Below are 11,933 nucleotides of genomic sequence, written 5' to 3'. Positions count from 1 at the left end.
GAACGAACGTTCACGGGGTGAACTCGATGGCACGTACGGGTGATTGCCCTTGGTCGTGATGCGACGTCACCCGGGAGTGGGGCTATCTCTGCTGCTTGTGATCGAGAAACTGCTGCGTGCCGCCACGGTGGCCGCTCTCACCGCCCTGTCCCTCACCCCGGCGGGCCCGGCGCTCGCGGACGAGGCGCCCCTCGTGCCGCAAGCGAGCCCGTGTGCCGCCGTCGTGGCGCCCGCCGGTCAGATCTGTGTGCCGTCGCCCAAGCAGTGCATCAAGGCGCCGTGCCCCCAGTACGCCCTCCTCCACATCCTCCCGTACCACTCCCTGCCCTCGTACGAGGAGGTCATGACCGGGCAGGGGCCAAGGCGCACCCTCTGACACAACCCCGGTGTCCTGCCGCGCGGACCGGCCACGCCCGTGGCCGCGCGACAGGACACCGGGCACAGGGGCCCCGGCGCCGTTCACTCCCACGGGGCCCGCGCCACCGGCGCCGCTCACTCCCAGGACGTCCGCACCGACCGTGCCACCGGCAACGCCCGGCCCCCCCACGGGGATCTCCCGCGCTCGCATGCTCAGCCCTCCCGACCATGATCGGGGCGTTGTCAGTGGGCGCAGGTATGTTCGGTTCGTGTCCAGCCGGTGTGGCGCGGACGTCCCCTTTCGTTGCATAGGAGTGGTGCGTTGTCGGATTGGGAGAGGTCGAGCACGGCGCGGGTGACAGCCCCCGCGCGGCCGCGGAAGCTCGCCAAGGTACCGTTCGTCGAACTGGCCGACGGGCGCCTGCAGGGCGTGGTGTCCAGCGGCTCGGACATCGGGCGGGTCTACGTCTCGTCAATAGCGGTCGGCACCTACGCCTTCGCCTGCAGCACCAACAACAACCGGCCCTGCGGCGGTGCGCGGGGATCGTTCTGCAAACACATCCAGGCCCTGATCGGCGAGGCGGTACTGCAGTACGGCGCCGAGCGCGTCGCCCGCTACCTGAAGGTCGACGTCGCGAACGGCGATCCGACCGCGACGGCCATCACCACCGAAATGGCCAACACCCGCCCGTCGCAGGGGGACACCGCGGCGGCCGCGCCCGTCTTCAGCCGGTTCCTGCGCCACCTCGCCTATCTGGAACTCGCCCCGACCACCGCGCCGTTGCCGGAGATGCAGTGGTTCCCGCCGACCAGGGCGGTGGCGTGATGCGCACCGACCTGCTCCACGAACCCATCGCCGGACTCGACGAGGCCCTGTCGGCCGTCGACGCCTTCGACCGGGCACTCGTCGCCGGACTGCTCCGCCCCCGGCCCGCCCAGGCCGCAGAGCTGATGGAGTTCGCCGACGCCCTCGCGGGCACACCGCTGGCGGGCAGGGTCGCCGAGGCCGCGGAGAAGGCGGCGGGCGGAGCCGCGGACGAGGACCACTTCGTCGCCCTCGCCGCCGCCCGCACCGCCCTGCTCGGCTCCGTCCACGACGCGCTGACGAGCCGCATACAGGAGGTGGTCGGCCGCCCCGGCAGCGAGGAGACCATCGCGGCGCCCGGCGAACAGCAAGCGGCGAACCTCCTTGCCGCCGCCCGTTCCTGGCTGTCCGACCTGGCCCGCTGCGGCTGGCAGGGCATCGACCACGAAGTGGTCTCCGGAGCGGCGCAAGTCGTCTCCGCGATGCTCCCGGACCCGGCGCTGCGCCGGCCGGCGGCACTCCTCGACGGCTTCGCCGCCGAACTCGCCGCGTCCTGTCCGGGCGCCTCACTGGAACGCATACCGGCACGCCGCTGGGCCGACCTCTGGGCCCGCGCGATGCTGCTGACACTGCCCGGCGCCGCCAACGTCCCCACGACCGGCACGGTCACCGGCCGCCTCCTGCCCCTCGGCATCGACGTGCACGAACACGCCACCGCCGTACAGGCCCAGGTCCACGCGGTGTTCGAGCCCGCGGACGGATCCACGCCCCGCCTGGTGCGCGCCGGTGTGTCGGCACCGAAGCCCGACACGGTCGTCGGCGCCGGACTCTGGCAGCTGCTGCGCCCCCACATGTCGCTCCTGGCCGCAGCCGGCGAAGGCCGCGCCATGAAACTCACCGACATGCCGATCACCTGCGAGAACGACCTGATCTGGGACGACGCGCACGCCCGTCCGGACAAGCCCGCCGACGCGTTCGTCACCGCCCGGGTCGCCCTGCCCACCGCCACCGGCGCGGCGACCGCCCCCCTGGACCGGCACCCGGCGCGCATCGCGGTTCCGGTGTTCCTGGAGGGCTACACCGCCCAACAGGACGACGACGCACTGACGTTCACCGTCGCCGGGCACCCGGTCGCCGTCGACCCGGACCGCGTTCCGGCCGCCGGACCGCTGACCCCCGAGGCCGTCGCGGCGTCCGGGGCGTGCATCGGACTGCTCCGCTGGGACGCCGGGTCCTACCGCCTCCAGCCCCTGGCCGTCGAGACGACCGTACGGAAGAAGACGGTCGCGATCCATGCCGGGGAATGGGCCGGAGGCACCACCGACAAGGCCGGTGTCAAGGCGGAGAAGGCCGCCACCGACGCCGTCGCCGTGCTGCGGGAGCGCGCCGGAAAGCTGCTGCGGAAATGACGGACCAGACGACCGGACGGCCCGCCGAGCACGCGACCCCGCAGAGCCCCGGGCCCGCCCCCCACGACAACCGCCGCCAGGTCCTGTACTGGCGACTCCTCGCCCGACTCTTCGACCACGAGGAGCAGGCAGCCCTGGAATCCGCCGGTCTCGGCATCGTCGAGGACATCGGCCTGCCGACCGCACTGCTGGACCCGCAGGCATCCGTCGACTCCATCGTGCAGCGCCACCCGGAGCTGGCCGCCGAGTTCGAAGGCCTGATGACGCCCGGCCCCGACGAGGAGGACGGCGCCGCACGCGACCGGGCCGCGGAAGTGCGGCGTGCGGCACTGGTGTCGAAGGTGCTGCTCAACGTCTTCGCCTCCGGCTCCGGCACGGTCACCGCCGGACAACTGGCACGCTGGCAGTCCGACGCCGGCTGGCTGGAACGCGCGCTCGGCTGCAAACCCGGCGAGCTGCGCGGCGGCCGGGCCGGGGGAGCGGCGGCAGGACGGGGCGTCAGCCCGACCGGCACCGGCGGCCGGGGCACGAACCCCGACCTCAGCCGGCTGATCCCGGCGATCGGCCCCGAACTCGGCGCCATCGAGGCCGACCTCGTCAAACGGATGCACCTGCGCGAAGTACTGGCCGACCCCGGGCTCGCCGCGCAACTGACCCCGAGCATGTCGCTGATCGAGCAACTGCTGCGGGACAAGGACAACCTCTCGGGCGTGGCCCTGGCCAACGCCAAGGCACTGATCCGCCGCTTCGTCGACGAGGTCGCCGAAGTGCTCCGCACCCAGGTGGAGAAGGCCACGGTCGGAGCCCTGGACCGCTCCGTCCCGCCCAAGCGGGTGTTCCGCAACCTCGACCTCGACCGCACGATCTGGAAGAACCTCACCAACTGGAGCCCGGAGGAGGAGCGGCTGTACGTCGACCGCCTCTACTACCGGCACACCACCCGCAAGACGACTCCCCAGCGGCTGATCGTCGTCGTGGACCAGTCGGGCTCCATGGTCGACTCGATGGTGAACTGCACCATCCTGGCGTCGATCTTCGCCGGACTGCCGAAGGTGGACGTCCACCTGATCGCGTACGACACCCAGGCACTCGACCTCACGCCCTGGGTGCACGACCCCTTCGAGACCCTGCTGCGCACCAACCTCGGGGGCGGCACCGACGGCACGGTCGCCATGGCACTGGCCCAGCCGAAGATCGCCGAGCCCCGCAACACCGTCGTGGTGTGGATCTCCGACTTCTACGAATGGCGGTCCGAGCCGCTGTTCGAAAGCATGGCCGCCATCCACCGCTCGGGAGCCAAGTTCATCCCGGTCGGCTCGGTCACCAGCTCCGGCCGCGGCAGTGTCAACCCGTGGTTCCGCGAGCGCTTCAAGGACCTCGGTGCGCCGGTGCTCTCCGGCCACATCCGCAAGCTCGTCCACGAGCTCAAGACGTTCATCGCCTAGAAAGGCCCCGAAAGATGTCCGACCTGTTGCGCGCCCCCGCCGAGATCAAGTACGCCGAGGAACTGGAGTGGCTGGAGTCCATCGACGACAACCCCAAGCCCTTCTCCTGGCGCCTGTCCCCGAAGATGGTCCGCCTGTTCATCCTCGGCTCCGAGCGTTCCGACGGCCTGGACCGGGAGATCTCGCAGAAGTGGTACGGCGACCGCAGTTTCGTCGAGCGCTCGATCGTCACCCTGGCCTCCGACCGCGGCCTGCTGCTCATCGGTGACCCCGGCACCGGCAAGAGCTGGCTCGCCGAGCTGCTGTCCGCCGCGATCTGCCGCAACTCCACCCTGGTGGTGCAGGGCACGGCCGGTACCACCGAGGACCACATCAAGTACTCCTGGAACGTGTCGATGGTCATCGCCAAGGGCCAGTCCCGCGAGTCGATGATCCCTTCGCCGATCATGACGGCGATGGAGGCCGGCGCGATCGGCCGGTTCGAGGAACTCACCCGCTCCACCAGCGACGTCCAGGACGCACTGATCTCGATCCTGTCCGAGAAGTACATCTCGGTCCCCGAACTGGACAGCGACAGCATCGTCTTCGCCAAGCCCGGATTCTCCGTCATCGCCACCGCCAACAGCCGCGACCGGGGCGTCAACGACCTGTCCTCGGCACTCAAGCGCCGCTTCAACTTCGTCCGCATCCCGGTGGTGACGAACAAGAAGAGCGAGGTCGAGATCGTCCGCTTCCGCACCGAGGAGCTGCTGCGCCGCCACCAGATCGACCTGGACGTGCCGCCGACACTGCTCGACGTGCTGCTGCAGAGTTTCGCCGACCTGCGGGCCTCCGCGGCCGCGGCGGGCAGCGACGACGAGAAGCTGGAGTCCGCACTGTCCACGGCCGAACAGATCGGTGTGCTCGAGGACGCGGTCCTGCACAGCAACTTCTTCGGCGAGGCCACCCTGACCGCGCGCACACTGGCGTCCTCGCTCGTCGGGTCCCTGGCCCGGCGCGAGCCCGAGGACCTGGCCATACTCAACAAGTACCTGCACGGCGTCGTCGAGCCGCGCAGCAAGGAGGAAGGCGGCTCCTGGCCGGAGTTCCTGGAGGGCGGCCGCGACGCGATCGCCACCCTGTCATGAGCGGTACACACCAGGGAACCTTCGAAGGGCTTCGCGCGCAACTGCAGGAGGCCGCCGCGGCGTTCGCCGACGGCCCCGACGCCCTGGAGGGCATCCTCCTCGGCATCGTCGACGACGTCGACCACGCGGTGCGCGAGCCGCTGGAGATCTTCCCCGTCTGCCACCACTCGCCCGCGTCGGCGACCGCGATGGCACGCCGCCTGCGCCAGAAGCAGCCCAAGGTCGTGTACCTGGAACTGTGCGAGGACATGGCGCCGCTGCTGACCGAGCTGCGCAACTGCAAGCTCCCGGTGGCGGTCCAGTCGTTCGCCGCCGAGATCGACGGCTTCCCCGCCGACTGGGCCCCGCTGTCGGTGGTCGCACCGATCACCGAGGCGTCGGCCGAGTACCAGGCGATCGCCTACGCACTCGACACCCCGGGCGTCGAACTCGTCCTCGTCGACCGTTCCTCGGACCACGTCTTCCAGTGGGACGTGCGCGGCACGCACACCGACGGGCCCGCCGACCAGGACGCGCCGCCCGCCGAGGAGGAGGCCGCGCTGCACGGCGACGCCGTCGGTGTGGAGATCGGCGATCTGCGGCCCCGCTTCGCCGAGCTGGAGGAACACCTGCTGCGCCACGGCAAGGTGCGGCACTGGTCGGAGTGGTGGCACCAGTACGTCGAGCTGCCGCTCGGCGACAGCGACCACGACACCTACCGTCAGGTGATGCTCCTGATCGGAAGCCTCTTCCGACGGCTGGCCCCCGGCGACCCGCACCGGGTACGGGTCGACGAGGACCGCGAACGCTACATGTGGACCAGGATGCGCGAACACCTGGCCGCGACCGGCGCCGACCCCGAGGACTGCCTCTATGTCTGCGGAGCGTTCCACGCGGCCAGCCGCGTCGCGGAGTTCGGCGTCCACGGCACCGACACCTTCGAGATCGCCCCGCCCAGCGCCACCAAGTGGCAGCACGGCCTGATCCCGTCCAGCCACGCGGCGATCGAGGCGCAGTTCGGCCTCGCCGCCGGCTCGGTGTCGATCGCCGCGACCGTCTGGGCGAAGAACCTCAAACGGACACGCGTGCAGCCCTACCGCCTGGAGGGACAGGCGGGGACGAAGAAGTCGAGGGCCAGGAAGACCGCGGCCGCGGCGGCCCCCGTACCGGCGCTCCCGCCCTCGGACAAGCTCACCGGCTTCCTCCAGCAGCCGCCCGTCCTGGACCGGCTGGACGAGGCCGAACTGCTCGGCTGGTCGGTGGAGATCGTGCGCGCCGCGCGCCGCAACGGCTACCTCTCCTCCACGGCCGACGCCATCGCGGTGTTCGAGTCGTCGATCCTGCTGGCCGGGATGCGCGACCGGGCCAGGCCCACGCCGTACGACTTCCAGGACGCGGCCGTCACCTGCATCGAGAAGGACACCGTGCCCGGCCGGCGCGACGTGCGTCGGCTCGTGGAGATCATGATGGGCGGTGACCGCGTCGGACAGGTCGGCTACGACGCGCTGCCGCCCCTGGCCCGCGACGTCCACGACCGGCTCGCACCCCTGAACCTGAAACTCCAGCAGTCGGGGGTACAACGGGCCCTGCTGGACATAGCCGCCCGGCCGGAGCTGGAACGCTGCTCCGACGTGCTGTGGATGCTGCGCACCCTGATGCCGCAGCAGGCCGTCCGGCCGATCATGGGCGAACGGAAGCTGGGGGAGCGGTCGATCCAGGAGTCGTGGGACCTGTCCCTCGGCACCCACCAGCGGGCACTCATCGAGCTCGGCTACGAGGGCGTCAGCATCGAGCAGGTCCTCGAACAGCGCCTGCGCCGCAAGGCGTACGACCGGCAGGCCACCGCGGCGACCGTCCTGGAAGCCGTCGAGGACGCGACGCTGTACCTGCGCAGCCGTCGCCTCGCGGACGAGCTGGGCACCCACGCGCTGGAGGTCCTGTCGGCCGAGCGCAGCGTCGACGGGGCACCGGAGGTACTGCGCCGGGTGCGGCGGCTGCTGGCGTACTACCGCACCAGCGAGCCGGTGCTGCCGCCCTGGATCGAGTCCTTCGTCAAGGCCGGTTACGCGCACTACTGCACCCTGCTGCCGACGGCGTTCACCGACGAGGACGCCACCGTCCGCCAGGTGGCGGCGATGCTGGGCTTCCTGTTCGGCATGGAGAGCCTGGCGCTGTCGCTGGGCTGCGACCGGGCACAGCTGGAACTGGCGGTCGCCCAGTCCCATCCGGAGGACTCGGCGAAGACGGCGCTGCTGTGGGCGGCCCAGACGCACCTCGGGAACCTCTCCCGGGCGGACCTGCGGGCGAGATGCGACGAACTGCTGGGCAACCCCCTGGTGGTTCCCTCCTATCCGCGCTACCTCAGCGGTTTCCTGCACGCGCTGGGGCCGGTGCCGGGTCTCACCGACTTCGTCGTGGAAGCGGTGTCGAACGCGTTCGCCCGGCTGCCGGACCCGGTGCTGCTGCCGTGGCTGCCCACCCTGATCACCACCCTGCGGTCGGGCTCCGAGCTGGCACCCCTGCTGATCCGTGAGGCCGGTCGGACCTTCCCCGGCAGGCTCGCGGCACTGGACGAGTGGGTACCGCCGTGGCTGGCACAGCCGGAACCGGCCGCGCGGCCGGTCCGGTCCACGGGCGGCGGCCGGGGCTGCGCGCTGCTGGCCGCCCACCCCGCGACGTGCGACGCGGTGGCGGACCTGCTGGGCTGCGAAGGGACGTGGCAGACGGCGGATCCCGGCCCCCCGGGTGCGGAACTGCTCGGCCGCCACCCGGAAACGGCCGAGGCTCTGGAGGCGCTGCTGGCCGGTGCGTGAGCCCGGCGGGTGAGTGCGCCCGCGACGGACGAAGTCGCCGAACGACGCCGGTGCGGTACGGGCGAGGGGGCCAGGCCCGTACCGCAGCGCGCGGTTCACGGCCCTGGCCGGACCTGCCGGTCACATCCGGTCAGGGCGCTGTGCGCGCATTCACCACGTCGGGGTGGAGCGGGCCGATCCACGCGGCGAAACGGTCCCACAGCTCGGCCTCGGTCGCCTCGACGACCTCATTGGGGTCCTCGACGGCCTCAAGACCGAAGTGGCGGCGCAGCCATGCCTGGAACCGCTCGTTGCCGGGACAGGGGTCGTAGTCCTCGTCCTCCTCCCGCTCGTCGAGGTACTCGACCTTCTCCCAGCTGCCCATGGGGGTCCAGCCGGAGGCCAGGACGCGGAAGAACTCCCGCAGGTCGCGGGCGACGAGGTTGATGCCGCCCTCGTCGCCCAGGAACACGACGGGCAGCGCGGCGAGATCGGGACGCTCGTCGAGCAGCCAGATCGCGTAGACCGAGCCGGAACCCGTGGCGAGCGCGAAGGTACGAAGACGGTCGGCGGTGCCGGGGTATCCGCCGTCGTCCTCGCCGAAGGCCTGCAATTCGAAGCCGGGGGCGTACCAACCGGGCACGCTCTCCTCGAACTCCTTGAGAAGGTTCAGCTCGGGAACTGGTGAGTACATGCCGCGACACTACCGCCGACGGAAGAACGTCCGGGGACACAATCCGATGGCAGTCCGCGCGCGCCCCGGCATACGGTCGGCCGCGTGGCCGACGAATGTTTCACGAATCCGCGGCTCGCCGCGATCTACGACGCGCTCGACCCCGATCGCAGCGACCTCGACGCGTATGTGCGCATGGCGGAGGAGTCCGGGGCGCGACGGGTGCTCGACATCGGGTGCGGGACGGGAGTGTTCGCGCTCCTGCTGGCCGACCGGGGCATCGAGGTCGTGGGCGTCGACCCGGCCGAGGCCTCCCTCGACGTGGCGCGGGGCAAACCCGGCAGCGAACGGGTGCGCTGGATCCACGGCGACGCGACGACGCTGCCGCCCCTTTCGACCGACCTCGCGACCATGACGGCGAACGTGGCCCAGGACGTCGTCGACCCGGAGGCGTGGCGGCAGACCCTGCGGGGAGCCCACGGGGCACTGCGACCCGGCGGCCTCCTCGTGTTCGAGACCCGGGACCCGGCCCGGCGCGTCTGGGAGGAGTGGAACCGCCAGGACTCGTACGGGGTCACGGGGATCCCGGGCGTCGGCGAGGTCGAGACGTGGGTCCAACTCCTCGACGTCAGCGGTCCGTTGGTGACGTTCCGCTGGACCTACGCGTTCGCGTCGGACGGGCGGGTGCTGACGTCGGACTCGACGTTGCGCTTCCGTGAGCGGCAGGAGGTCGAGGCCGATCTGGCCGCGCAGGGATACGTGGTGGAGGACGTGCGCGACGCTCCCGACCGGCCGGGCCGCGAGTTCGTCTTCCTCGCCCGGCGCCCCGGACCGGATCACGGGTGAGGGTGGGGGTGGGATTGTGTGACCGGTAAGGGAAAGGAACACATCCGATGAGGACGATGCGCCGGATCGCGCTGTACGCGGCGGTGCCGCTGGCCCTCCTGCTCGCGGCCGGCTACGGCTGGTACCGGACGAGCGACACCGGCAAACGATGGCGGTACGAGGACCGGCTCGCCACATACTGCGAGGGCCTGTTGCCGGTCGCCGAGTCCGCCGCGCTGACCTCGTACTCCACGGATGCCGGACTGTCCGGCGACCGCACGGGAGGCGGGGACGACAACCGCTGGAACGAGTGCCGGCTGGCGGACACCCGGTTGCTGGTCGCCCTGATCCCGCACGACGCCGTCCGCAACCGCAACCTGTCCGGCGACCCGCTCTCGTTGCTGAACGACCGGGGTTCCGACCGTCTGCCCGTCCCCGTCGGCGGCGGCTGGCAGGGCCACACCGACTTCCGCGACACCGGTGTCGTCCTCGACTGCACCGACCGGCCCGCCTCCCTCGTGGTGGCCGTGAGCGCCGACGAGTCGCACGAGAACGCCGCGGAGACCCGGCAGATCACCCGGCTGGCCACGGTCACCGCCGTCCGGGCCGCCGAGAAGTGGTCGTGCGGGGCCCCGCACGGCAACGGCGTGCCGCCCCTTCCCGTGCAGTCCGGCCACACCACACCCGGCAGGGCCACGGGCACCTGCGCCGGGGTGCCCGAGCCGGACGACGACTCCGTCGACTGGCTCCGTGAGACGAAAGCCCCCGGCACCGCCCTCCGGGAGACCTGTGCCCTCGGTGAGGCCAAGGCACGGGACGAGGAACCGTACTGGTTCGAAGCCTCGTTCGGCCCGTACGCGCAGCGGCTGCGCACCTCGGACGACGCACCCGACGGCTACCACCGCGACGCGGGTACCGACCTCCACCGTGCCTGGGCGAGCGCCGCGTGCGGCGACGGTCCGCGCGCACTCTTCGTCGTCAACGACACGGAATACGCCGCTCCGCCACGTGGCTGTCTCCGCACCGCACTGCGCGCCTTCGCCGAGAACACGGCGCGGCGCCACGGATGCACGGACCTGGAACTGCCCTCCTGACCCGCCGGTCGGCCACCGCCCCGCCGCTCCGGGCAGCTTCCGTCGCCGCGGGTTTCATCCCTTGGTCGGCCGTCCGCAGACTTTCGGCCGATCCGTGTCACCGGCCCCGCCGAGCAGACTGACGGCGATACACGGACCGCCCACCGAAAGGGAGCAACAGTGCATCGCAGCGAACACGGCCGAGGCATCAGCCGCAACCGGTTCCTGGCCGGGGCGGGGGCGATCGGGGCCGCCGCGGCGACCGGGAACCTCCTGGCCGGCGCACCCGCCCGAGCGACGGCACCGGCCGACCGGGACAGGAAGCACGACGGCGGGCGCGGCCTGCTGCACCGGGGAGTGTGCTACACGGTCGGCGCGGGCGAGACACCGGCCACCGCGTGGAGCACCGCCCGCATGCGCGCGGACGTCCGCGCCGTCGCCGAGGACCTGCACGCCACATCGATCGAGGTGACGGGTGACGGCGTCGAACGGCTCAACGCCACCGCGTCGGAGGCCGCCGAACAGGGGCTGCACATCTGGCTCCAGCCGACCCTGGGCGACCGGCCCGCCCACGAGATCCTCGACCACCTCGCCGAGACGGGCCGTCACCTGGAGCGGCTGCGCAGGCAGGGAGCCCGTGCGGACCTGAGCGTGGGATGCGAGTTCTGGCTGTTCGTGCCGGGCATCGTCCCCGGCGACAACGCGCAGGAACGCATCCGCAACCTCATGGCCGGCACCTACGATCCCGAACGGATGATGCGTCGCCTGGACGCGTTCACCCGGCGGGCGGCGGCGGTCGGCCGCTCGGTCTTCGGCGGCAGCCTGTCGTACGCCGCCGCGCAGGACGACGAGGTCGACTGGAACCTGTTCGACATCATGGGCATCGACTACTACTCGTACTACCCGAACCGCACGGATCACTTCCGTGAACTGCGGAAGTACCTGCGCCTGGGAAAGCCGCTGGCGATCACGGAGTTCGGCACGTGCGCGTACGCGGGGGCGCCCCGGGCGGGCGGGATGGGCTGGGACGTGGTCGACTACACCGCGCAACCACCGCGGATCAAGGGCGATCTGGTGCGCAGCGAACGCACCCAGGCCGCGTACCTCACCGAACTCCTCGGAATCTTCGAGTCGTTGGGCCTCTACGCGGCAATGGCCTTCGAGTTCGTCACCGCCGACGCCCCGTACTCCACCGACCCCCATCACGACCTGGACATGGCGAGCTACGCGATCGTCAAACCCGTCAAGGACCGGTTCGACGACCCGGAATCCGACTGGCACTGGGAACCCAAGCAGGCGTTTCACGCACTGGCCCGGTGCTACGGCCGGGCACGGCGTCGCTGACCGCCGCCGACGCGGGACGGAAGAAGCACCGGTGCGGGCCGGACCGTACGGAGACCCGGCACGCCCCACCGCCCCGCCTCGTACGGGACCGGCCGGGTGGGTCA

The 11,933-nt window shown here is 71.4% G+C and carries 10 protein-coding genes; 9 read left to right on the top strand and 1 reads right to left on the bottom strand.

Annotated elements, in window-relative coordinates:
* The first annotated feature begins 97 nt into the window (after positions 1–97).
* From ACWCXX_RS05150 to ACWCXX_RS05125, 6 genes are all read left to right on the top strand, one after another.
* Positions 98–376: a hypothetical protein gene (locus ACWCXX_RS05150; RefSeq protein ID WP_451124442.1), complete on the top strand. Its 279-nt coding sequence runs from the start codon at positions 98–100 to the stop codon at positions 374–376.
* 303 nt (positions 377–679) lie between these two features.
* Complete coding sequence (locus tag ACWCXX_RS05145) at positions 680–1,183, top strand: hypothetical protein (RefSeq protein ID WP_451124440.1); 504 nt, start codon at positions 680–682, stop codon at positions 1,181–1,183.
* On the top strand, positions 1,153–2,571 hold the full coding sequence (locus ACWCXX_RS05140) for a hypothetical protein (RefSeq protein ID WP_451124438.1): 1,419 nt from the start codon (positions 1,153–1,155) through the stop codon (positions 2,569–2,571). The genes ACWCXX_RS05145 and ACWCXX_RS05140 overlap by 31 nt, the downstream gene beginning before the upstream one ends.
* On the top strand, positions 2,568–4,016 hold the full coding sequence (locus ACWCXX_RS05135) for a vWA domain-containing protein (protein ID WP_451124437.1): 1,449 nt from the start codon (positions 2,568–2,570) through the stop codon (positions 4,014–4,016). The genes ACWCXX_RS05140 and ACWCXX_RS05135 overlap by 4 nt, the downstream gene beginning before the upstream one ends.
* A gap of 14 nt (positions 4,017–4,030) precedes the next feature.
* Positions 4,031–5,143, top strand: coding sequence for an ATP-binding protein (locus ACWCXX_RS05130; RefSeq protein ID WP_451124436.1), 1,113 nt, complete (start codon positions 4,031–4,033; stop codon positions 5,141–5,143).
* Positions 5,140–7,935 carry a hypothetical protein gene (locus ACWCXX_RS05125; protein WP_451124434.1) on the top strand — a complete coding sequence of 932 codons (2,796 nt, stop codon included), beginning with the start codon at positions 5,140–5,142 and terminating at the stop codon, positions 7,933–7,935. The genes ACWCXX_RS05130 and ACWCXX_RS05125 overlap by 4 nt, the downstream gene beginning before the upstream one ends.
* A gap of 130 nt (positions 7,936–8,065) precedes the next feature.
* Here ACWCXX_RS05125 and ACWCXX_RS05120 read toward each other — a convergent pair whose 3' ends face one another.
* Entirely contained in the window at positions 8,066–8,608 is a 543-nt protein-coding gene (locus tag ACWCXX_RS05120) for a hypothetical protein (protein WP_451124432.1), read from the bottom strand.
* 84 nt (positions 8,609–8,692) lie between these two features.
* On the opposite strand from ACWCXX_RS05120, the gene ACWCXX_RS05115 reads away from it, so the two are divergent.
* From ACWCXX_RS05115 to ACWCXX_RS05105, 3 genes are all read left to right on the top strand, one after another.
* Complete coding sequence (locus ACWCXX_RS05115) at positions 8,693–9,433, top strand: class I SAM-dependent methyltransferase (protein WP_451124430.1); 741 nt, start codon at positions 8,693–8,695, stop codon at positions 9,431–9,433.
* Between the two features lie 47 nt (positions 9,434–9,480).
* A complete protein-coding gene (locus ACWCXX_RS05110) occupies positions 9,481–10,506 on the top strand; it encodes a hypothetical protein (RefSeq protein WP_451124428.1) in 1,026 nt (341 codons plus the stop codon).
* A 159-nt stretch (positions 10,507–10,665) separates the two neighbouring features.
* Positions 10,666–11,829, top strand: coding sequence for an abortive phage infection protein (locus ACWCXX_RS05105; protein WP_451124426.1), 1,164 nt, complete (start codon positions 10,666–10,668; stop codon positions 11,827–11,829).
* The last annotated feature ends 104 nt before the right edge of the window (positions 11,830–11,933 follow it).

This window comes from Streptomyces sp. NPDC001732 (assembly GCF_053596315.1).
This window is presented reverse-complemented; position numbering and strand designations above follow the sequence as displayed.

What these genes read in the sequence shown, in the direction of transcription:
- ACWCXX_RS05135 (WP_451124437.1), top strand. Translation starts at nt 2,568, where the DNA reads ATGACGGACCAGACGACCGGACGGCCCGCCGAGCACGCGACCCCGCAG.
- ACWCXX_RS05130 (WP_451124436.1), top strand. Translation starts at nt 4,031, where the DNA reads ATGTCCGACCTGTTGCGCGCCCCCGCCGAGATCAAGTACGCCGAGGAA.
- ACWCXX_RS05125 (WP_451124434.1), top strand. Translation starts at nt 5,140, where the DNA reads ATGAGCGGTACACACCAGGGAACCTTCGAAGGGCTTCGCGCGCAACTG.
- ACWCXX_RS05120 (WP_451124432.1), bottom strand. Translation starts at nt 8,608, where the DNA reads ATGTACTCACCAGTTCCCGAGCTGAACCTTCTCAAGGAGTTCGAGGAG.
- ACWCXX_RS05110 (WP_451124428.1), top strand. Translation starts at nt 9,481, where the DNA reads ATGAGGACGATGCGCCGGATCGCGCTGTACGCGGCGGTGCCGCTGGCC.